Origin of the sequence: Salinibacterium sp. SWN1162 (genome assembly GCF_015864675.1) — a bacterium.
Taxonomy (GTDB): domain Bacteria; phylum Actinomycetota; class Actinomycetes; order Actinomycetales; family Microbacteriaceae; genus Rhodoglobus.
The window spans coordinates 162,301-182,311 of record NZ_JADYWT010000002.1 but is presented as its reverse complement, the minus strand read 5'-3'; the positions used below and the strand labels follow the sequence as shown (position 1 = coordinate 182,311).

At 60.5% G+C, this 20,011-nt stretch carries 22 protein-coding genes and 1 tRNA gene; 12 read left to right on the top strand and 11 right to left on the bottom strand.

Going from position 1 to position 20,011, the window contains the following annotated elements:
• Positions 1-96: 96 nt before the first annotated feature.
• Positions 97-699 (top strand): YqaJ viral recombinase family protein, encoded by a 603-nt coding sequence (locus I6E58_RS10615; protein WP_129073608.1) that lies wholly within the window; start codon positions 97-99, stop codon positions 697-699.
• Between the two features lie 48 nt (positions 700-747).
• On the opposite strand, the gene I6E58_RS10610 is transcribed toward I6E58_RS10615, so the two are convergent.
• The 7 genes from I6E58_RS10610 to I6E58_RS10580 form a co-directional block, all read right to left on the bottom strand.
• On the bottom strand, positions 748-1,416 hold the full coding sequence (locus tag I6E58_RS10610; protein WP_197133393.1) for a DUF998 domain-containing protein: 669 nt from the start codon (positions 1,414-1,416) through the stop codon (positions 748-750).
• Positions 1,413-1,967, bottom strand: coding sequence for a GNAT family N-acetyltransferase (locus I6E58_RS10605; protein WP_197133390.1), 555 nt, complete (start codon positions 1,965-1,967; stop codon positions 1,413-1,415). The genes I6E58_RS10610 and I6E58_RS10605 overlap by 4 nt, the downstream gene beginning before the upstream one ends.
• A 70-nt stretch (positions 1,968-2,037) precedes the next feature.
• Complete coding sequence (gene rplA, locus I6E58_RS10600) at positions 2,038-2,727, bottom strand: 50S ribosomal protein L1 (RefSeq protein WP_129073051.1); 690 nt, start codon at positions 2,725-2,727, stop codon at positions 2,038-2,040.
• Positions 2,727-3,158 (bottom strand): 50S ribosomal protein L11, encoded by a 432-nt coding sequence (gene rplK / locus I6E58_RS10595; protein ID WP_100389473.1) that lies wholly within the window; start codon positions 3,156-3,158, stop codon positions 2,727-2,729. The genes rplA and rplK overlap by 1 nt, the downstream gene beginning before the upstream one ends.
• Positions 3,159-3,244: 86 nt before the next feature.
• Positions 3,245-4,222: a transcription termination/antitermination protein NusG gene (gene nusG, locus I6E58_RS10590; protein ID WP_129073050.1), complete on the bottom strand. Its 978-nt coding sequence runs from the start codon at positions 4,220-4,222 to the stop codon at positions 3,245-3,247.
• 57 nt (positions 4,223-4,279) lie between these two features.
• Entirely contained in the window at positions 4,280-4,561 is a 282-nt protein-coding gene (gene secE / locus I6E58_RS10585) for a preprotein translocase subunit SecE (RefSeq protein WP_197133387.1), read from the bottom strand.
• Between the two features lie 64 nt (positions 4,562-4,625).
• Positions 4,626-4,698 (bottom strand) — tRNA-Trp (locus I6E58_RS10580).
• A gap of 583 nt (positions 4,699-5,281) precedes the next feature.
• On the opposite strand from I6E58_RS10580, the gene I6E58_RS10575 reads away from it, so the two are divergent.
• From I6E58_RS10575 to I6E58_RS10565, 3 genes are all read left to right on the top strand, one after another.
• Positions 5,282-7,303 carry a choice-of-anchor G family protein gene (locus tag I6E58_RS10575; protein WP_231595508.1) on the top strand — a complete coding sequence of 674 codons (2,022 nt, stop codon included), beginning with the start codon at positions 5,282-5,284 and terminating at the stop codon, positions 7,301-7,303.
• Between the two features lie 178 nt (positions 7,304-7,481).
• The gene (locus I6E58_RS10570; RefSeq protein WP_197133382.1) at positions 7,482-8,678 is read left to right on the top strand and encodes a pyridoxal phosphate-dependent aminotransferase; all 1,197 of its coding nucleotides are present in this window, start codon (positions 7,482-7,484) and stop codon (positions 8,676-8,678) included.
• 35 nt (positions 8,679-8,713) lie between these two features.
• A complete protein-coding gene (locus tag I6E58_RS10565) occupies positions 8,714-9,460 on the top strand; it encodes a HEAT repeat domain-containing protein (RefSeq protein ID WP_197133379.1) in 747 nt (248 codons plus the stop codon).
• Between the two features lie 3 nt (positions 9,461-9,463).
• Here I6E58_RS10565 and I6E58_RS10560 read toward each other — a convergent pair whose 3' ends face one another.
• Positions 9,464-9,928, bottom strand: coding sequence for a hypothetical protein (locus I6E58_RS10560; protein ID WP_197133376.1), 465 nt, complete (start codon positions 9,926-9,928; stop codon positions 9,464-9,466).
• A gap of 171 nt (positions 9,929-10,099) precedes the next feature.
• Here I6E58_RS10560 and I6E58_RS10555 point away from each other — a divergent pair, with 171 nt between their 5' ends.
• Genes I6E58_RS10555 through I6E58_RS10540 form a run of 4 tightly spaced genes read left to right on the top strand, consistent with a single transcriptional unit; the run spans position 10,100 to position 13,640 of the window.
• Positions 10,100-10,975, top strand: a complete 876-nt coding sequence (locus I6E58_RS10555; protein ID WP_197133373.1) for an ABC transporter ATP-binding protein — start codon at positions 10,100-10,102, stop codon at positions 10,973-10,975.
• Positions 10,972-11,859: an ABC transporter permease gene (locus tag I6E58_RS10550; RefSeq protein ID WP_197133370.1), complete on the top strand. Its 888-nt coding sequence runs from the start codon at positions 10,972-10,974 to the stop codon at positions 11,857-11,859. The genes I6E58_RS10555 and I6E58_RS10550 overlap by 4 nt, the downstream gene beginning before the upstream one ends.
• Positions 11,860-13,014: a sensor histidine kinase gene (locus I6E58_RS10545; protein WP_197133367.1), complete on the top strand. Its 1,155-nt coding sequence runs from the start codon at positions 11,860-11,862 to the stop codon at positions 13,012-13,014. It begins immediately after the preceding gene.
• Positions 13,011-13,640 (top strand): response regulator transcription factor, encoded by a 630-nt coding sequence (locus tag I6E58_RS10540; RefSeq protein WP_129073042.1) that lies wholly within the window; start codon positions 13,011-13,013, stop codon positions 13,638-13,640. The genes I6E58_RS10545 and I6E58_RS10540 overlap by 4 nt, the downstream gene beginning before the upstream one ends.
• A gap of 30 nt (positions 13,641-13,670) precedes the next feature.
• On the opposite strand, the gene I6E58_RS10535 is transcribed toward I6E58_RS10540, so the two are convergent.
• The 3 genes from I6E58_RS10535 to I6E58_RS10525 are packed head-to-tail and all read right to left on the bottom strand — an operon-like array spanning position 13,671 to position 15,651.
• Entirely contained in the window at positions 13,671-14,804 is a 1,134-nt protein-coding gene (locus I6E58_RS10535) for a UDP-N-acetylmuramate dehydrogenase (protein ID WP_197133364.1), read from the bottom strand.
• Positions 14,801-15,208, bottom strand: a complete 408-nt coding sequence (locus tag I6E58_RS10530) for a MaoC/PaaZ C-terminal domain-containing protein (RefSeq protein ID WP_129073040.1) — start codon at positions 15,206-15,208, stop codon at positions 14,801-14,803. Before I6E58_RS10530 ends, I6E58_RS10535 begins: the two co-directional genes overlap by 4 nt.
• Complete coding sequence (locus tag I6E58_RS10525) at positions 15,205-15,651, bottom strand: MaoC family dehydratase N-terminal domain-containing protein (protein ID WP_197133362.1); 447 nt, start codon at positions 15,649-15,651, stop codon at positions 15,205-15,207. Before I6E58_RS10525 ends, I6E58_RS10530 begins: the two co-directional genes overlap by 4 nt.
• Positions 15,652-16,229: 578 nt before the next feature.
• On the opposite strand from I6E58_RS10525, the gene I6E58_RS10520 reads away from it, so the two are divergent.
• Genes I6E58_RS10520 through I6E58_RS10505 form a run of 4 tightly spaced genes read left to right on the top strand, consistent with a single transcriptional unit; the run spans position 16,230 to position 19,990 of the window.
• Positions 16,230-17,243, top strand: a complete 1,014-nt coding sequence (locus I6E58_RS10520) for a DctP family TRAP transporter solute-binding subunit (protein WP_129073039.1) — start codon at positions 16,230-16,232, stop codon at positions 17,241-17,243.
• Between the two features lie 12 nt (positions 17,244-17,255).
• Positions 17,256-17,753 (top strand): TRAP transporter small permease, encoded by a 498-nt coding sequence (locus tag I6E58_RS10515; RefSeq protein WP_129073038.1) that lies wholly within the window; start codon positions 17,256-17,258, stop codon positions 17,751-17,753.
• A gap of 4 nt (positions 17,754-17,757) precedes the next feature.
• Positions 17,758-19,206, top strand: coding sequence for a TRAP transporter large permease (locus tag I6E58_RS10510; protein WP_129073037.1), 1,449 nt, complete (start codon positions 17,758-17,760; stop codon positions 19,204-19,206).
• 16 nt (positions 19,207-19,222) lie between these two features.
• On the top strand, positions 19,223-19,990 hold the full coding sequence (locus I6E58_RS10505; RefSeq protein ID WP_197133360.1) for an SDR family NAD(P)-dependent oxidoreductase: 768 nt from the start codon (positions 19,223-19,225) through the stop codon (positions 19,988-19,990).
• The last annotated feature ends 21 nt before the right edge of the window (positions 19,991-20,011 follow it).

The window sequence follows — 20,011 nt, the reverse complement described above, 5'->3', positions numbered from 1 at the left end:
CCGGCCGCCCCGAGCCGGTTGGTCACGGCGGTTCCCCCGTCTTGCGCACGGGGCGACCACGGTTCCGCCCTAAAGAGGGAGAATGGAACCGTGACTATGCAACCGGAACTCGATCTCTGGGAGCCGATAGCGCCCAATCATCGTGACCGCATTGTCGCCCGCTCCGAAGATCGCGTTGCTTGGCTCCGCGCCCGCAGTCGCGGTGTGACTGCCACGGATGCCGCGCGCCTCGCCACGGAGCAATCGTTACGCTCCGTGGCAGAAAGTAAGTTGCTCGGCTCAGGTTTCTCGGGAAACGCGTTCACTGATCATGGTCGCGCGCGGGAACCAGAAATCGCGCGCTGGGTTCTTGGCGAACACGGCATCCAGTCAAGCTCCGCGCTGTATCACGCGCACGATGAGCCCCTCCATCTCGCGACCCCGGATGGCGTCTCGATGATCGATGGCTCGCTGATTCTGTCTGAGATCAAGACAACGGCGAAAGCTTGGCGCAGTATTCCACGTTCTTATCTTCGGCAAGTGTGGTGGCAGCAATACGTGCTCGGCGCGGACCGCACCCTCGTGGTGTGGGAACAGCACACTGACTTTGTGCCGACCTACGCCGCACCAAAGTGCCAGTGGGTAGATCGCGATGAGAACCAGATTCACACGCTGGTGGGGCTCGCCGATCGCCTGCTCGACCTCATGCGCGCGCCGTAGTCTCACGCACCGCAGTCTCACGCACCGCAATCGCGAACGCTCCCGTTCTCACGACTGCGGAGGCCGCCTCAGTGCCCGTGCGGCGATGACTGTTCCGAGCATCATGAGCCACGCGATGGCGATCGTGGTGGCGACAAACTCAAGCCTGCTGCCTAGCCCGACTTGGAAGCGGAAGAGCGAGAAGAGCCCGCCCGTTCCGGCAATCACAGCGACGGCGATCGCGGTACCAATCGACAGCCGAGCGAGCACCTTGTGTTCGCGAGCGAAGGAGGTTTGGATCATGGCCCAGCAGGCCGCCGCGAAAGCGAGCACCGCTGCGAGGGTATGGCTGAAATCTTGCCATGTAAAGCTCGGTCCATACGGCAGCGGACAGCCCGACGTGCAGGTCACTTGCGATGCCACGAGGAAGAAGCCGCATCCCACCCAGAGCGATAGCGCGGGTGAGCCGAAGGACAACACCGGCGGCCAGGATCGAACACGGCGCGCGGCCCAGGCCACAGCGGAACCGCCGAACACAATAAGCAACAGCGCTACCTCGAAGATGGCGGCCGTGGGCTCGCCCTCTGCCCCCAGCTCACTGACATAAAGCTCACGCGGAATCGTGAGCCGTGATGCCCAGATGAGAATCAATGCAACGCCCACTGCGATGCTGCCCACCACCGCAGTGAGGCCCTCCAGCATCTGCTGCGCGATGCGCGGCGAAGCGAGAGTCGTCATGAGGTCATGACGGAATCAGCTGACAGAGTGAGCTGGCGCACAAAATCGTCTTCCCAGCGCCCACCAACGAGAAACTTCTTGGTGCCGACGAGCTCGAACCCCATCTTTTCGTAAAAGCGGTTGGCTCGCGCATTCTCTTGATTGACCCCGAGCCACACCGCCGCAAATTCACGGTCACGCGCCCAGTCAATGCCCGCGGAGACGAGTGCAGCCGCTGACCCCGAGCCGTGAAATTGACCCAGGACGTAGCACTTGCTCAGTTCGACGGTTGGCCGAACGGTGAGCGCAGCCGCGACATCGGGATCTGTGGGTTCATCTACGCAGAACATCACGTACCCCGATGCTTCGCCATCGACCTCGGAGATCAGAATTTCGCGAGAAGAGTCGTTCAGATACTGCGTGAAGGAGTTCGCCGAGAGGTGTTCAGAGATGAACGCGGCGATGCCCTCGGCGGTCGTGCCCGGAGGGCAGGCCAGCGGAAAGGTCTGTCGTGCGAGTTCATGCAGCAACTCAGCATCCGCCTCAAACGCGCGTCGAATCAGAGTGGTCACAGCGCTCTCCTTGCGGGGGAATGCAAAAACGGGGATCGGCAGAAGCCGACCCCCGTTTTCATAAGCAGTATTAGATCGAGTTTACGTCGACCGGAATGCCAGGACCGAAGGTGGTCGAAACCGTAGCCTTCGTGATGTAGCGGCCCTTCGAGGAGCTGGGCTTAGCGCGAAGAACCTCGTCGAGAGCTGCCTTGATGTTCTCGTCAAGCTGCTCAGCGGTGAAAGCAGCCTTGCCCACGATGAAGTGAACGTTGGAGTGCTTGTCAACGCGGAATTCGATCTTTCCGCCCTTGATCTCCGAGACAGCCTTTGCGGTGTCAGGAGTAACCGTGCCGGTCTTCGGGTTAGGCATGAGGCCACGGGGACCAAGAACCTTACCCAAACGACCAACCTGGCCCATGAGCTCAGGAGTCGAAACTGCGGCGTCGAAGCTGGTGTAACCAGCGGCTACCTTCTCGATGAGCTCCGAGCCACCGACCTCGTCAGCGCCAGCAGCGATAGCTGCCTCTGCTGCGGGACCGGTTGCGAAAACAATAACGCGAGCAGTCTTACCCGTGCCGTGAGGCAGGATAACGGTGCCACGAACCATCTGGTCAGCCTTGCGAGGGTCTACACCCAAGCGGAGAGCAACCTCAACGGTGGAGTCGAACTTCTTCGAAGCCGTCTCGCGAGCAACTGATACAGCCTCAGTGGGCGTGTAGAACTTGCCCTCTTCGATCTTTTCAGCGGCGGCCTTGTATGCCTTGGAATTCTTGGACATTATGCCTCCACCGTGATTCCCATCGAGCGAGCGGTGCCCGCGATGATCTTCATTGCGCCGTCGATGTCGTTGGCGTTGAGGTCAGCCATCTTCTGCTCGGCGATCGTACGAACCTGGTCTTTAGTGAGCTGCGCAACCTTGACGGTGTGCGGCGTGCCCGAACCCTTTGCAACTCCAGCAGCCTTCTTGATGAGCTCTGCTGCCGGCGGGGTCTTGAGGATGAACGTGAATGAACGGTCCTCGTACACGGTGATCTCAACCGGGATAACGTTTCCACGCTGTGCCTCGGTTGCGGCGTTGTACGCCTTGCAGAACTCCATGATGTTAACGCCGTGCTGTCCCAGCGCAGGCCCGATGGGCGGTGCGGGGTTAGCGGCGCCGGCTTGGATCTGAAGCTTAATCAGACCTGTAACCTTCTTTTTCGGTGCCATTGTGTTTCCTTTTCAGTACGAACTGACCCGTGTGGCCAGCTCTCCCGCACCCGGAGGGCGCGGTGGTTTTTTAGGGGCCGAAGCCCTTAAAGCTTGGTGACTTGGTCGAAGCTGAGCTCGACCGGAGTCTCACGCTCGAAGAGGGAAACCAGAACGATGAGCTTTCCGCTCTCCGCCTTGATCTCGCTGATCGAACCGGGAAGGCCTGCGAAGGAACCTTCCTTGATGGTGATGGTCTCGCCGATCTCGAAGTCGATCTCTGCCGGAATGGAGCGTGCAGCGGTCTTGCTCTTCTGCGATGCACCCTTAGGAAGCGGAGCTTCAACGATCTCTACGAGGCTCTTCAACATGTTGAACGCCTCTTCAAAACGAAGCGGAACAGGGTTGTGAGCGTTGCCCACGAAGCCCGTAACACCAGGGGTGTGACGAACAACTGACCAGCTGTCTTCGTTCAAGTCCATGCGAACCAGAACATAACCGGGAATGCGAACGCGGTTTACGAGCTTGCGCTGGCCGTTCTTGATCTCAACGACATCTTCCATCGGCACCTCGACCTGGAAGACGTAATCTTCCATGGCCATGGAAACCTTGCGGTTTTCGATGTTGTGCTTGACGCGCTTTTCGAAGCCGGCGTAGGAGTGGATGACGTACCACTTGCCAGGCTGCAGGCGTAGATCCATACGGAACTCGGCGTAGGGATCAACCTCTACCTCGTCCTCAGGTGCAGCAGCACCCTCAGTGGCGTGGGCTTCAGCGTCGTCGGTTGCTTCGTCATCAGTCGCGGCAACGGAAGCGTCGGCCTCGGCAGCGTTATCGATATCGAGCGCGTCGTCTACTTCAGCGTCAGCTTCAGGGTCGACTGCGGCATCCAGAGCCTCAAGAAGCCCAGCAAGGTCGGCGTCGACATCAGCCGAGTCGCTCTCGATGTGCATTGCCTGGTGCTCGGCGGAGTCTTCTGAACGCTCTGCCTCAGCCAGGGTGTTGCCCGTCTGCGCCTCATCCTCCTCGGAGGACTGCTCTGCTGCCGTAGCAAGCTCGGAGTCTTCGTGGTGGTTCTCGGACACTAAATCTCTTTTCGTTACTCTGCAGTGCGGCCGTAGCCGCTGCGGTTTGTGAAGGGCCTAGACCACAAGGTTGGGATCGCCGAACAAGAAGTTCACCAAGGCGCTGAACCCAAAGTCGAGGGCGGAAACGATGCCCATCATGATGATCACGAAGATAAGAACAACGAGAGTGAAGCTGACCAGCTCGCGCCGGGTCGGAGTCACAACCTTCTTGAGTTCGTTGATTACTTGGCGAATGAAGAGTGCCATGCGGCCGAAGGGTCCACGACGTTGCGCGCTCTCCTTCTTCGCCTTGGCGACGACGTCCTCGCTGGGCTCGTCTACGTCTTTCTTGGCCACTCTTAGATACCTTCCGATACTTCGGCTTGCTCGACCCATTCCGCGAAACACGGACCGGGACTTGCAGGGCGGACAGGACTCGAACCTGCAACCTGCGGTTTTGGAGACCGCTGCTCTACCAATTGAGCCACCACCCTTTGCAAGAGACGTAAATCTCTTACCCACACTTTCGCACAAACACACCGCAACATCCACATTGTGAATTGAGGAGCAGGCGCGCGAAAGTATCGCAGTTATCAACTACCTGAATAAGTGTACGTCATCCTGAGCCGTCTCGCAGTTCGCACTCCCCGCGCGAGCGCCCAATACAGAAAACCCGCAGAAAACGGCTCATGGTCGGGCTCAGAAAAAGTTTTCAAGAAAGTTCATAAACCCGCGTCATAACCGAGGGGGGTCCCAGTCTCTCTATACAAGCGGGGCGAACCAACCCTTCTTATTCGGGCATAACCAGCAACACCATTCGGGCAACACCACGCGAGACATAACCATCTCGCCGCACAACTAAAAAACCAGCACCACCACATGGGCAAGCGAAGCTGAGATCAGGCAGTAGTTCGTGGCACAACCCTCAAGTTGGCCTCACCGTCGAGACAGCTTCCTTATCCACACAGGATCAGGAAGGTACCAGTCGTGTTTACACAACACATCCCGCGCACTGGGAAGCCAGTCGGGAAAAGCAACCACACCGCAGGAGTCCGTTTCGGAGCGGCTCTCGGAACCATGGCCCTTATTTCGGGCATCACATTCATTGCACCCGTTGCTGCCAGCGCAGAAGAGTCCAACGGAGCCTCGTACGCTTACGCAGAATTCCTTTCCGGCAACGTGCTGGGAACGAATCTTGGCGACGTCGCCGGCCTCGGCCAGGTAGTCGCCAGCAACGACGGTAGCCAGCCGCGACAGGTTCAGCGCGATCCGCTGACCGTTGATGTTCTCGGCGCTACGGTGCTCCACCAGCCTGGCGGTGTGCAGCTTCCCCTGCTCGATGTTGTGGATGCTGGGGTCGTCAATCAATACGCTCAGGCAGACAAGAACGGTGAATCATTCGCCGCTACCGGCGCCATCCAGGATGACGGCGGTATCGGTGTCGGCAGCGTCGGCTCTGGCCCCGCTGGCGATCTCACGCTCGATCTCGATCGCCTGCTCACCAACGAGTTCGCGTCGGTGCTTACCGATCTCACGCTCGAGCTCGGCGCTGTTGCCGCTCGCGCTGACGGAAACATGACGTCGGCATCCGGCGACTACACCCTCGCGGATGCGACACTGAGCTTCTCCAGCCCCGCGATCAGCAAGCTCACCAGCAAGGTAAACAACGCGCTCAGTAGCGTCGACGGCAAGCTGGCGAACTTAGGCACCGACAATGGCGTGCTCGGCAATTCCATTGATGACGTACTCGACCCCGTTCTCGGAGTCGTGGGCTCGTCGGCCGACGTCAAGGTAGTGATTGACGCCGATCTTCAGGGTGCAGTCGACTCACTTCTCACCAGCAAGTACGGCAGCGGGGCGGTGCGCTTCGATCTCGAGACAGGTTCGGTCGTCGTCGATCTCGAGGCTCTTCTCGGCGGCGAACTGAACAACCTGGCTCCCAACACCGAGCTACTGACGGATGCCGTGATCAACAAGATCCTCAACGGCATCACTGAAACTGTCGCCGATCTCGCTGACGACATCGTCGACCGGGTAGAAGTTGCCCTGCGCAACTCTCGCGTGAGCGTCTCGGCAAAGCTCAATCTGCTCACCGCTCAGAAAGATTCAGAGAAGAAGGAATGTGTTGACACGAAGATCCCGATCATCGGCGACATCATCACCGAAAAGCTCGTCACGGTAGACATCCTCGATGAGGTTGTGGGCGACGAGGGCTTGCTCGGTGGTTTGCTCGGCGGCGTGGTCGGCGGCGTCACCGGTGGAGCTACCGGCGGCACAAAGCAAGTACTCCAGAAGGTCGTCACCCAGGGCGTCATCGGGCACACCACCAAAACGGTGTGCAGCATTGTGAAGTCTGCGTTGCCCGACCTGCGCAGCACCGTCGACGTCAGCATCGTCGGAACCGTCGACGGACTGATCAACGGCACGGCAACCACGGCGAAAGCCAACATTTCGCTTCTCGGCGGAACGGTCAAGACCAACCTCACCGTTGACGCGCTGATCAGCAGCCTCGGCAAGAGCCTCAACACTTCGCTCTTCTCGAACGGTGGCGTCGTGACGTCGCTGGTTAACAGCCTCAACACGGGCCTCGTGAACCCGGCTGTGACCGGTCTTCTCGGAGATTCGAGCGTTGCGACCGTTCTTCGCAACCTGGTATCGATCAAGATCAACGTGCAAGAACGCTTGACCTCCACCGGCACTGTCAAGGGTGAGATGTTTAGCGAGACCGCCGTGCGCGTGGCAGTCGGCAGCGGAAACGTTGCCACTGTGAACGTTGCTCGCGCCGTGGTCGGACCGAACGTTCAGACCGTGGTTGATCCCGGATGCACGCAGAACTGTGGCCCCGGAACCGGCGGAGGGACCGAAGATCCTGACTGCACCGAAAACTGTGGCTCACCCACCGCCGCCTGCGTTGGTTCCTGCCTCGTCAGCGGCTCGGAGGATCTCCTCGATCTTCCGACCTATGCCCTCGGTGGGCAGCTCGCATATACCGGAGCCGGTGTTGCGACTCTCATCGCCCTCATCGTCGCGTTGTTGGCAGCGGGTGCCTACTTCGCGCGTCAAGGTTACCTACGTACACACCCCACGTCCGAGCTCTAGGACGGCGTAGATAACCTACAGCGGCCGGAGCTGGTCAGTCCCCCCAGGATTACTGCTCCGGCCGCTTCTCTCTGCCCCTATCGCGTTCGCGCGGTGGGGGCAGTTTTCTGTGTGAGCGCCACTCTCGACGGCGGGTAATTTCTGGGCATCCACACGGGCAAAGCCATACACTTGAGGGGTGACCTCACCTCGCCTCTCTGCCAGAATTTCCGCCATCGCTGAGTCAGCCACCCTCAAGGTGGATGCCAAGGCCAAGTCGCTTCTTGCGGCCGGGCGGCCCATCATCAGCTATGCGGCGGGCGAGCCTGACTTCGCGACTCCCGCGAACATTGTGGCTGCGGCATCCGCTGCGGTGCTCGACCCCAAGAACCACCGCTACACGCCCGCAGCCGGACTGCCCGAACTGCGTGAGGCAATCGCCGCCAAGACGCTGCGTGACAGCGGCCTCGAGGTGGGAATCAACCAGGTTGTTGTCACCAATGGTGGCAAGCAGGCCGTGTACCAAGCCTTCGCAACTCTCGTTGACCAGGGCGATGAAGTCATCGTTCCTACCCCGTACTGGACCACCTACCCCGAAGCGATCAAGCTCGCTGGTGGCACCATGGTCGAAGTCTTCGCCGGTGCCGACCAGGGTTACCTCGTGACCGTGGAGCAGCTTGAAGCCGCTCGCACGGAGAACACCAAGGTGCTGCTCTTCGTTTCGCCCTCGAACCCCACCGGTGCCGTCTACACCCCCGAACAAACCAAGGCGATCGGCGAATGGGCGCTCGAGCACGGCATCTGGGTGATCAGCGATGACATCTACCAAAACCTGGTCTACGACGGAGTGCGCGCAGTCTCGATCGTGGAAGTTGTTCCGGCGCTCGCCGACACCACCATCCTCGTAAACGGTGTCGCCAAGAGCTACTCGATGACTGGCTGGCGTCTTGGCTGGATGGTCGGCCCGGTCGACGCGATGAAGGGCGCTGCGAACCTGCAGTCGCACCTCACGAGCAACGTCTCCAACATTTCGCAGCGCGCCGCGATCGAAGCATTGACTGGCCCGCAGGATGCTGTGGAAGAAATGCGCCTGGCTTTCGACCGTCGCCGCAAGCTCATGGTCTCCGAGCTCAACAAGATCGAGGGCATCAATTGCCCGACGCCGCAGGGTGCGTTCTACGTCTACCCGGATGTCTCGGGCCTGCTGAACCGCGAATGGGCTGGAGTCACCCCGACCACGAGCCTCGAACTCGCCGACCTCATCCTCGAGAAGGCTGAAGTTGCGGTCATCCCCGGAGAAGCCTTCGGCCCGAGCGGCTACCTTCGCCTCTCGTACGCCCTCGGCGACGACGCACTTCTCGAAGGCGTACAGCGCCTTCAGAAACTCTTTAGCTAGAACCACATACCGCCTCCGTTGCGGTGGAGGAATTTATGGATGCTGCTGCCAGTGCTGCTGACCGGTTGACCACGGCGTTGACTGACACCCTGCCATCGCAGCGGCTTCAGGCTGCCATGTCGGCCGGAACCCACCCGCGAGACGAATTCGTTCGCGTGCTGCTCGAGCGGTGCGCGATCGAACCTGATCTCAACGTTCGGGAGACGCTGACGTGGGCGTTGATGCGGCATCCCTCGTCGGTGACTGTGCCACTACTGGTGTCGGAGACCCGATCGGGAACCGCGCAGGCGCGCAGCCAAGCACTCCACACGCTGTCGAAAATCGGCGACCCCGCCGGCTGGGAAGCGATCACTGCCGAGGTGCTGAACGACTCCGACGAGAATGTCGCGCGCACCGCCTGGCGAGTGGCAACGGTGCTCGTTCCCGAGGGAAGTGAAACGGAGTTGGCGGCGCTGCTCGTGACGCATCTTGGGAGCGGCGGGCACGACGCCAGGATGAGCCTCAGTCGGTCACTGGTGACGCTCGGTGATCATGCTGCTGTGCTGCTCGAGGAGGTCGCCGACAATGGATCCGGGGATGCACGACTGCACGCCCTGACCACCGTATTGCTGCGGCAATCCCCCGACGACGGCTACGAAGCTGCGCTCTTTGATGCGGAGCTTCGGTTGCTGCTCGCGGATGCCGCGGCGCCCGAAGGCTTGGATGCTGGCGCCGGCGCGGACGCGACTGCGGACGCTGATGCGACCGACAACGCTGACGACAGCAGCGAAGACGACGAGTAGCCGCTAGCGGCCCGGCAATTCGACGGTGATGGTGGTTCCGCCGTAGCCGTTGGCCTGATCGCGACCCTCGATTGTGACTTCGGTGATGCCGGGGGGAATTTCCACGCCCAGTTGGGTGCGCGTGAACGGCTGCTCGCTCGCGTGATCGTGCGAGAGAGTGTGCTCGCCAAGCACTGTGCCGTCGGGCGCGAGCACGTGCCAGCCGTCGGCGTACTGTTCCGGAGTGTCATACGCCGAACTGATGGTGACCGCGAAGTCAAAGAGGTTGGTACCCGCAGGGGTGACCGTCACCTCCTCCACATCGGGGAAGAACGTGGCCGCGTCAGGGCTTGAGCTGGCCGGCGGTGTTGTGCTGAGTTCACTCGTGTTATTCGAGGTGCTCGGCGAAGAGCATCCCGTGACCACGAATGTGAGCGCAAGCGCGAGCGCCGCAAGAGCGGTAGAACGGGTGCCGGCCGACGAGATCATGGTTCGACCGTAGCGGCGAAGGCTGAGTGCCCGCGGCATAGGGAAGCGCGCGGCAGTCCCCAACAGCCCCGCAATCGAAACTGCGCCGTTGTGGCGCATCAACCGATTGGTTGATGACGCTCTAACCGTCTGCCCCTGTCGCGAGCGCTCCAGACAAGCGACGATAGAAGCATGAACACTACCGCTCCCGTCGTGCAGGTCGAGAATCTGCGCAAAACTTACGGTTCTTTTGCCGCTGTTGACTCGGTCAGTTTTGAGATTCAACGCGGCGAAACCTTTGCCCTGCTCGGCCCGAATGGGGCAGGCAAGTCGACCACGATCGAGATCTTGGAAGGCTATCGGGATCGAACTGGCGGCAGCGCGAGCGTGCTCGGCGTCGATCCCGGCAAGGGCGGTCTCGACTGGAAAGCACGGCTCGGCATTGTGCTGCAGTCCACCGGCGAGAGCGGCAACGTGACAGTGCGCGAACAACTTACCCACTTTGCTGGTTACTACCCGAATCCGCGCAGCGTTGACGAGGTCATCGCGTCGGTGGGTCTTGAAACCAAGGCCAGCACCCTGATCCGTAAGCTCTCGGGCGGGCAACGCCGACGAGTGGATGTCGCGCTCGGCATCATTGGCAACCCCGAGCTGCTCTTTCTCGACGAACCCACTACGGGCTTCGACCCCGAGGCCCGTCAGCAGTTCTGGCAATTGATTCGCTCGCTCAAGGCGGAGGGGACGAGCATCCTGCTCACCACCCATTACCTCGACGAGGCTGCCCAGTTGGGCGACCGGGCCGGAGTCATTGCGGGCGGCAAGATGATTGACATTGGTGCGATCGACGAGCTCGGCGGGGCCGAAGCGCGCGTACCGATCGTGCGCTGGCGCGAGAACGGCGTGCGACGCGAAGAACGCACCAACACCCCCGGAGCGGTGGTGGCCGCCCTTACCGCTGACGGCTCCGAACCGGCCGGGCTAGAGATCATCCGCCCGAGCCTCGAAGACATTTATCTGCAGTTGGTCTCAGACCACGCGCACACTCGCGCAGAGGAGAACGCACGATGAGCACTACAACCCCCGCGCCCACCCCCAACGCTGCCTCTCCTGCACCACGGGCCGTTCAGAAGAGCAGTCTCGCTACGAGTCTCAGCCGCAACCTGACGCTCGGCTTCAGCCGCATCAAGTACGAAGTGCGGGCCTACTTTCGCCAGGGTGACTCGGTTTTCTTTACCTTCCTCTTTCCCGTCGTCATGCTCACGATCTTCGCCCTCGCCTTCAGCGAGCAGAACTTTGGCACCGAAGACGAGCCCCTCACCGCCGCTGCCTTCTACCTGCCCGGGATGCTCGCCGCCGGCCTGCTCCTGAGCGGCCTGCAGAACATGGCCATCGACATCGCAATGGAACGCAGTGACGGAACGCTCAAACGATTCGCCGGAACACCGCTCCCGATCATGAGCTACTTCATCGGCAAGATCGGCCAAGTCTTCGTAACGGGCGTGCTGCAAGCCACCCTCGTGATCGTGGTTGCGAGCGTCGCGTTCGGCGTGGAACTGCCGAGCGAAGCAAGCAAGTGGCTGACCTTCGTGTGGGTCTTTGTGCTCGGTGTCACGACATCCGCCGTGCTCGGAATCGCGCTGAGCGCGCTTCCCCGCTCGGGCAAGAGCGCCACCGCCGTCGTGATCCCCATTGCTCTCGTGCTGCAATTCATCTCGGGCGTCTACCTCGGGTTCTCACTGCTGCCCACCTGGCTGCAGAACTTCGCGAGCATCTTCCCGCTCAAGTGGATGGCGCAGGGAATGCGCGAAGTGTTCCTCCCCGCGAGCTTCGAAGTAATGGAGCAGTCCGAAAGCTGGAACCTGCCCGGCGTCGCCATCGCAACCGGAATCTGGCTCGTGTTCGGCCTGATCGTGACGCGCCTGACCTTCCGCTGGATCCGCAAGGATAGCTAAATGGGTTTCGTTCGCTGGATGAGCATTGCGGTGACCGTCACTACGGCGGTCATGGCAGTGCTCATCATCGGCTCCGGCGGCTATAGCTCGGGGACCAAGACGGGCGCCGGGATTGCGTTGGCAGCTTTCGCGCTCGCCTGGTTCACGCTCGGCATTCGGTCGCAGACTAGCCGTCTGGCCGCCTTCGCTTTCGTGACCGCGCTCGTCATCACGGTCGGTGTGGCCGTAGCGTTCATGCCCGTGATGGCAACGCTGCAAGCTCTCGCGTATCCGCTCGTGTGGGTGATCTCCGAACGCACCCGCAACGCGATTATCAGCAACGTTGCGCTCGCTCTCTCGGTGGGAGCTGGCTCAGTCATCAACATGGGGCTCAGCGTTGAAGCCCTCCTCTACAGCGGCACGGTCACCGCGCTCTCCCTCATCTTCAGCCTTGCGCTCGGCCTCTGGATCACCCAAATCTCGAAACTCAGCGACCAACGCCACGACCTTGTGCTCGAACTACAATCCACGCGCGACGAACTCGCTGCTATCAGTCGGGATGCCGGCATCTCCAGCGAACGAGAGCGGCTTGCCCGCGAAATCCACGACACCATCGCGCAAGACCTCACCGGGCTAGTACTCGTTGCCCAAAGAGCTCAGCGCGAACTGGACAACAACAATGCTGCCGGCGCAGCCGAACAGCTTGAGCTGATTGAAGACAGCGCCCGCGCAGCACTCGCGGAGGCGCGCGCACTAGTTACGGCATCCGCTCCCGTGGGGCTGACGGGCGACGGCATCACGAGCGCGTTGACCCGGCTTGCTGAGCGCTACAGCCGCGAAACTCATCTGACCGTGACCGTGGATGCCGCGGGGTTGCCCGCGATCGCCCGCGAAACTGAAGTAGTCGTGCTGCGGTGCGCTCAAGAAGCCCTCGCCAATGTGCGCAAGCACGCGAACGCCACTCGCGCGACGATTCTGGTCACTGCTGACGAGGCTGGGCTCGCGGTTACCGTGACGGACGATGGCACTGGCTTCGCCCCCTCCACCGCTCACACCGGCTTCGGGCTCGAAGGAATGAGCGAACGCTTGGCACTCGTGCATGGTCGTCTTGACGTTAATAGTTCGCCCGCCGGCACCACCGTGCGCGCCACCATCCCGAAGGAAGTTTTCGCATGATCCGTGTTGTTGTGGCCGACGATCATCCGATCGTTCGCAGTGGAATCGTTGGGCTACTGAGCTCAGCGGATGATATCGAAGTCGTCGGCGAAGCCAGCGACGGCACCCAGGCGGTCACCTTGGCCACGCAGCTCTCCCCCGACGTCGTGCTCATGGATTTGCGCATGCCCGGCCTCGGAGGCGCCGAGGCGACCGCGCAGCTCGTCGCCGCACGCCCCGACGTGCGCGTGCTCATTCTCACGACCTACGAATCAGACGAGAACATTCTGACTGCGATTGAGGCGGGCGCGAGTGGCTACCTGCTGAAGGCGGCACCCGAGGACGAGATTTTGGCGGGGCTGCGTTCAGTCGCCCGCGGCGAGGTTGCGCTCGCCCCCTCTATTGCGGCGCTGCTCGTGAACCGCATGCGCGAACCCGCGAAGGTGTCGCTGAGCGATCGTGAAACTCAAGTGCTCGCTCTCGTGGCAGCGGGCAACAGCAACCGAAAGGTCGCCGCCGCTTTGTTCGTGAGCGAGGCGACCGTGAAGACCCACCTCATCCACGTGTTCGAGAAGCTCGACGTGAAAGACCGCACGCGGGCCGTGACGAAGGCGATGGAGTTGGGGCTGCTGCCCCGCACCCACTAGGCCAATGTGGCCGCTAGACCAGTGTGGCCGCTAAGCCAGCTCAACTCCAACAGCGACAGGCTCGGGCTGCAAGTGGATGCCGTAGCGGCTAAGCACGCACGCCCCGATATAGCGGGCGAGCTCTGCTACCTCTGCGGCGTCGGCACCGGTGCGGTTGACGATCGCCAAGCTGTGCTTAGTGGAGACGGCCGCGCGTGAGCCGGGCAATCTAAAGCCCTTCTTGACGCCAGCATTCTCGATGAGCCAGGCTGCGCTGAGTTTGACGAGGCGCGGCTTGGGTGCGGGCGGCGGTGCTGGTTCTTGGCCGAGCGGAACCACAACGTCGGTAACCGGTTCATCGTCGATGACCCAGCGGGGGGCATCCGCCGGAAGAGCTCGGGCGATATGTTCGGGCACGATCGGGTTGGTGAAGAACGAGCCGCAACTGGCTGAGTCTGGCTCGTTGGGGTCGAGCACCATGGCTTTGGAGGCTCGGAGGGCGAGCACGGTGTCGCGCACCTGTTGCACGGGTACGCGGTCTCCGACGTTCACGCCGAGCGCGGTGGCGAGCTGTTGATACTGCACGGTGCTTTCGGGCGAGGCCGTGAGGGTCAGATACACGGCGAGGACGACCCCGGCGCGCCCCTCTTTGATCACTGAGTTGCGGTACCCCAGCTCGAGTTCGGCCGTCGAGAGGTGCACGAATTCGCTGTTGTCGTAGTCGAGAAAGTCGATGCCGTCGAGCACACTGGCAACTTCTTGGCCGTAGGCGCCGATGTTCTGAATGGGCGCAGCGCCCACCGATCCGGGAATGCCACTGAGCGCTTCGAGTCCTGCCCAGCCACGCGAAACGAGGCGCGCGACCAGGCCGTCCCACGGCTCTCCGGCTTGCACGCGAAGGGTGAGCGAGGTCTCGGTCTGGGAGACGAGCTGGATGCCGCGGGTGGCGATCTGGATGACGGTGCCGTCGAATCCTTCATCGCTAATGACCATGTTGGAGCCGCCCCCAATGAGCAGCCATTCGTCACCTCGGGCCCACACGTCTCGCATAGTCGCGAGCAACTCTTTCTCGGAGGCGGGACGAAGCAACGTGTGCGCCGGCCCTCCTACCTTGATGGTGGTGAGGTCGGCGAGCGACACGTTGTACTGCGGCGCGCTACTTTCGCTGGGGGCGGTTTCGGTCATTTGTTGAGTTTGACCCTCACTTGTGATTTTCCGAGCACGGTCTGGTTGGCGGCACTGACGGTGAGGTCGATGCGAGTTACATCGTCTTCGATGGCGCCGACTTTGGCGGTGACGCTGACAGTGATTCCACCGTTGCCGTCAACGACGACGGGGCGCGTGAAGCGCACACCGTATTCGACAACTTCGCCGCGGCCATCCATCCAATCGATGACGGGCTGAACGGCGAGACCCATCGTGAGCATGCCGTGGGCGAGGACGCCGGGCAGACCGACTGACTTCGCGACGTCGTCACGGTAGTGGATGGGGTTGAAGTCTCCGGATGCTCCCGCGTAGCGCACGAGCGAGAAGCGGGTGAGGGTGACTTTGCCGGTGATGAGTTCTTGCCCGACGGTGAGGTCGCTCATTCTGTGCCTCTCATGACGAGTACGGAGGTTGCGGTGACGACGTGGTTGCCTTCGGCATCACTAATGGCGGTGTCGGCGGTGATCATATCGTTGCCACCGAGCGATTTGATGCTCGTGACAGTGAGGATGGCGGTGAGCTCGTCACCGGCGACGATCGGCCGCGTGTAGCGAAATTTCTGTTCTCCGTGCACGATGCGGGAGAAGTCGATGCCGGTGTCGGGGGCGGCCAGCATGAGGGCAAGGCCTGCTTCTTGGATGACGACGGCGAAGGTGGGCGGTGCGACGACATCCGCATAACCTGCTGCTTCGGCCGCCTCAGGATCGTGATTGAGGGGGCTTTGGGCGAAAACTGCACGAGCAAACTCGCGTACTTTTTCGCGCCCGACAAGATATGGCGTGGTGGGCGGGAAGACCCGACCTTCTAGTTCTTTATTCACTGGCACGGGTACCAGTTTAGGCAGTGTTGAGCGTTCTGCACGTTAAAGAGTGAAGCCCCGGGAGACCGTAAGGTCTGCCGGGGCTTCAGGAGTTCTGTGAGGCGTTAGCTCAGTAAATTTTTACTGGCAGCTGTCGCACTGCAGAAGATCCATTGGGTCGACGGGAATTGCGTATCCGCCAACAGTGTCGTTTTCGTTATCCATTCGAACCTCCTTAAAGTCTTCTCGAAGTTTACCGGCGGTTTGTCGGAGATTTCACTATATATGGGTAATGACACCCATGTCATTACCCCAGATGTAGTGTCGCGGCGTGTCGGCCAACTTTATTTAAATCTACTCGTGACCCCCGACATTTCTTCGAACGGCAGGCCCCGATCCGCCCCCGCAACGAGGAGACTTGCCCGGCCCCCGTTGGTATTACGGTGGAGATTTTTTAGGTCGGATGTCACTGGTATTACCAGATTCGTGCATAATGGTTCGCAGCGCACCGGAAACCATCGAACTGATGAATAGCGGGCGCCCCACCACGGGCCCTCCTCAAAAGTGAGGTCGGTCAGGTTGGCTTCAACACTCAAGGAGGAGAAATGAAGTTTGTCAAAATCGCCGCTTCGACACTGGGGCTAGCCCTGGTTCTTACCGGCTGCAGCACCGGGTCGTCTGACTCGGGCAGCGACTCAGGTTTGCCGTCGTACGACTGGGACTTCACCATCACCGTCAGCGACAAGTCCAGCTGGAATGCCGGCGCCGAACGTTTCGCCGAAGTCCTCGACGAGGAGAGCGACGGACGCATCAAGGTCAACATCTTCACCAACGAACAACTTTCGGGTGGAGATTCTGCGGCCGGCGTCGAACAGCTCATGAACGGCGACAAGGCGTTCTCCTACAACTCCACGATCATCTACTCGGGAATTGACCCTCGCTTCGGCACGATCAACGCTCCCTTCCTTTACGACAGCTACGAAACTGCAGATGCCGCGATCGAAGCCGGTGCCCTCGACGCGTATAAGGAGCTTTCTGCAGAGTTCAACGTGCAGCTGCTCGGTTTTGGTGAATCCGGCTTCCGCCAGATCACCAACAGCAAGCACGAGATCCTCGCTCCCGACGACCTTGACGGCCTGAAGTTCCGCGTGCCCGGCTCAAGCCTCTTCCTCAGCATCTTCAAGGAACTCGGCGCCGACCCCGTCTCCATGAACTTCAGCGAGGTATTCACCTCGCTGCAGACCGGAACGATCGATGGTCAAGAGAACCCCTACGACGTCATCTACTCCAACGGCCTCACCGAGGTTCAGGACTACATGTCAGTGTGGAACTACATCTACGACCCGCTCATGCTCGGTATGAACAAGGACATGTACGACGCTTTGAGCGACGACGACAAGGCGCTGGTCGAAATGGCTGCTGCCGAGGCAAACGAAGTTCAGAAGAGCGAAAACCGTGCCCGCGAAGCCGAGCAGCTTGCTGAAATGTCTGAAATTATGACGGTTTCGGAACTCTCCGCCTCGCAGCTCGCCGTCTTCACGGACGCAATGGCTCCGGTCTACGACGAATTCACAGATGCGTGGACTCCCGAACTGCTCGCTGCGGTTCGCCCGGAATAGTTCCTTCCACTCATGTTCGACAAAATCCTCACGGGGGCTGAGAACACGATCATTGCGGTCGCGTTCTCAGCCATCACCCTCCTCGCGTTTTTCAATGTAGTCAGCCGCTATTTGCTGCACGCATCGATCGCGTACACAGCAGAGCTGGTCGTGAACCTGGCCGTTCTGCTCACCCTGGTGGGGGCCGCCGCAGCAGTGCGTCTCGGCACCCACCCGGGTTTCACGCTCCTCAAGGACTCAACCCACGGCATCCCGCGCAAGGTGGTCATTGTGATCATTGCGCTGGCAATGCTGGCGTTCTATCTATTGCTGCTCTGGTTGGGCTTTGACATGGCAATGAAGCAGCTGGAATCTGGTCGACTCACGTTCGCGCTCGGGGTTCCACAATGGATCTTCTCGATGTCGCTGCCATTCGGCGCTGCCCTCGGCGCGCTACGGACCGTTCAGGTTGTCATGCGCGAGCTTCTCAACAAACAGACCGAAGCGCCACTCGAACTCAAGGGAGTCTGACCCCATGGTTGAATTCGTACTCTTTGGCTCATTCTTAGTTCTCCTGCTCCTCGGCGTCCCCGTTGCCTTCGCAATGGGAGGCTCAGCCTTCCTAACGATCGTTATTGCCGACGGCGTCAACGCACTGTTCCCCACCGCGGGAATCATGTACGCCTCTCTATCGTCCGAGACACTTCTGGCGATTCCGTTCTTTATCCTCGCCGGCGTGATCATGGAGATCACCGGCATCTCAGGCAGGCTCATCGAACTTGCCGACGCGATGGTGGGGCACCAAAAGGGTGGGCTCGCACTCACCACCATCCTCGCGGCACTCTTGTTCTCGGCCATTTCGGGCTCGGGCCCCGCCACCGTGGCGGCGCTCGGAGCGATCTTGATTCCGGCGCTCGCGAAGCACGGCTACAAGAAACGTCACGCAGCAGCGTTGGTTGCCAGCGCAGGCGAAATGGGAATCGTCATTCCTCCCAGCATCGCGTTCATCGTCTTCGCCGTGGTGGCGAGTGACTACGAACGCATCTCGATCGGGCGTCTTTTCCTCGCGGGTATCGTGCCCGGAATTCTCATGGCGATCGCGTTCTACATCGTGGCGCGCCTTCTCCCCGTCGAGACAGAAATGGCGAAAGCAAACGCCAAGAACCACATCGATAAAGCTCTCGGACGCAAGAACAAGAAGCTCTTGCTCACCGCAACGGGCGCCACTACCTACACGACGGCCAATCCAACGGTACTCATGACCGCTGATGTTGATCCCGACGATGTACAGGTGGGGCAACGCCGAACGCGAGCATCGTGGCCGGTCATCGGTCGTGCGTTCGTTCGGGCCATTCCGGGCCTTCTCGTTCCCGTTATCATCCTGGGTGGAATCTACGGCGGAATCTTCACGCCCACGGAATCCGCCGCTGTTGCCTCTGTCTATGCCCTCTTGGTTGGGATTTTTGTTACCCGAAAGCTCAACTTCAGCGGGATCTTCCGAGTGTTCACCACCGCTGGCATCCAAGCGGGCCGCATTATGTTGATCATCTCGGCGGCAACAATTTTCGCCTACGTGATCACGCGTAATCAGATCGCCAGCCAGGTAACAGACGCACTGCTTTCCCTCACAGACAATGTGGTGATCATCATCCTGTTGATCAACATCATGTTGCTCATCGCGGGAATGTTCCTCGATGCTGTCTCCGCGTTCTATCTCTTTATCCCGCTGTTCGTTCCGGTCATGCTGGAACTCGGAATGGACATCACCACCATTGGTGTCGTCATGACAATCAACCTGGCAATCGGGCTTGTCACACCACCGGTGGGCATCGACCTCTTCGTTGCCGCCGGAATCGCGCAGGTTCCGTTCGGTGAAGCAGTGAAGGGTATCTGGCCTTTCTTGGTCGCGAGCCTGACTGTTCTCATGCTGCTGACGTTCATACCGGTGCTCAGCACCGGTCTACCTGACCTCATGGGTCTGTAACGAGAGGCCACGACAGATGATCAAAGATCTAGAAGGTCGCGTAAGCCTCGTCACTGGTGCCGCCCGCGGTATTGGTCGAGCGATTGCGCAGACGCTCGCCGAACGCGGCTCACACGTGATGCTGGTCGATGTGATCGACGGGGCCGAGGCAGTGGAAGAGATCTCCGCTGCCGTTGATGGCACGGTTCGGATTGCGAGCTCCATTGTGGACGTTCGAGACCGAGCGCAAGTTCGAGCGTGCGTTAATGCTGTTGTTGAAGAGTTCGGGTCGCTCGACATTCTGGTCAACAATGCTGGCACGTGCGGCCGCATTGATCTCGAGTCGATGGATGACGAAACGTGGGAGCGTGACATCGCAACGAACCTGCGCGGCACCTTCCTCTTCACTCAGGCCGCAATCTACCCCTTTATGAAACAACAGGGATTTGGTCGAATTATCAACATCAGCTCGATCTCCGGGATCATGGGCGGCCCTTTCGCCACTGGTGACGGAGCGAGCCGATCCGGCCCGGCCTACGCCGCTTCTAAGGGCGGAATAATCGCCTTCACGAAGTGGGTAGCCAAAGAGGTTGGGGTGTACGGAATTACGAGCAACACAGTTGCCCCTGGGCCGATAGCTACCCCGATGACCGAGAACATGAATTACTCACTCGACACCCACGCGATAAAACGCATGGGCACCTCTGAAGACATTGCTACGGCGGTTGCCTTCCTTGCATCACCTCACTCCGGCTTCGTCACAGGGGACACCCTGAAGGTCGACGGCGGAACTGCAATCGGCTAATCACACAACTAAAAAGTCACG

What these genes read in the sequence shown, in the direction of transcription:
- I6E58_RS10530 (WP_129073040.1), bottom strand. Translation starts at nt 15,208, where the DNA reads ATGAGCGACCTCACCGTCGGGCAAGAACTCATCACCGGCAAAGTCACC.
- I6E58_RS10565 (WP_197133379.1), top strand. Translation starts at nt 8,714, where the DNA reads ATGGATGCTGCTGCCAGTGCTGCTGACCGGTTGACCACGGCGTTGACT.
- I6E58_RS10555 (WP_197133373.1), top strand. Translation starts at nt 10,100, where the DNA reads ATGAACACTACCGCTCCCGTCGTGCAGGTCGAGAATCTGCGCAAAACT.
- I6E58_RS10540 (WP_129073042.1), top strand. Translation starts at nt 13,011, where the DNA reads ATGATCCGTGTTGTTGTGGCCGACGATCATCCGATCGTTCGCAGTGGA.
- I6E58_RS10615 (WP_129073608.1), top strand. Translation starts at nt 97, where the DNA reads ATGCAACCGGAACTCGATCTCTGGGAGCCGATAGCGCCCAATCATCGT.
- I6E58_RS10575 (WP_231595508.1), top strand. Translation starts at nt 5,282, where the DNA reads ATGGCCCTTATTTCGGGCATCACATTCATTGCACCCGTTGCTGCCAGC.
- I6E58_RS10545 (WP_197133367.1), top strand. Translation starts at nt 11,860, where the DNA reads ATGGGTTTCGTTCGCTGGATGAGCATTGCGGTGACCGTCACTACGGCG.
- I6E58_RS10560 (WP_197133376.1), bottom strand. Translation starts at nt 9,928, where the DNA reads ATGATCTCGTCGGCCGGCACCCGTTCTACCGCTCTTGCGGCGCTCGCG.
- I6E58_RS10505 (WP_197133360.1), top strand. Translation starts at nt 19,223, where the DNA reads ATGATCAAAGATCTAGAAGGTCGCGTAAGCCTCGTCACTGGTGCCGCC.
- rplA (WP_129073051.1), bottom strand. Translation starts at nt 2,727, where the DNA reads ATGTCCAAGAATTCCAAGGCATACAAGGCCGCCGCTGAAAAGATCGAA.
- I6E58_RS10535 (WP_197133364.1), bottom strand. Translation starts at nt 14,804, where the DNA reads ATGACCGAAACCGCCCCCAGCGAAAGTAGCGCGCCGCAGTACAACGTG.
- I6E58_RS10515 (WP_129073038.1), top strand. Translation starts at nt 17,256, where the DNA reads ATGTTCGACAAAATCCTCACGGGGGCTGAGAACACGATCATTGCGGTC.
- I6E58_RS10510 (WP_129073037.1), top strand. Translation starts at nt 17,758, where the DNA reads ATGGTTGAATTCGTACTCTTTGGCTCATTCTTAGTTCTCCTGCTCCTC.
- I6E58_RS10610 (WP_197133393.1), bottom strand. Translation starts at nt 1,416, where the DNA reads ATGACGACTCTCGCTTCGCCGCGCATCGCGCAGCAGATGCTGGAGGGC.
- rplK (WP_100389473.1), bottom strand. Translation starts at nt 3,158, where the DNA reads ATGGCACCGAAAAAGAAGGTTACAGGTCTGATTAAGCTTCAGATCCAA.
- I6E58_RS10550 (WP_197133370.1), top strand. Translation starts at nt 10,972, where the DNA reads ATGAGCACTACAACCCCCGCGCCCACCCCCAACGCTGCCTCTCCTGCA.
- I6E58_RS10520 (WP_129073039.1), top strand. Translation starts at nt 16,230, where the DNA reads ATGAAGTTTGTCAAAATCGCCGCTTCGACACTGGGGCTAGCCCTGGTT.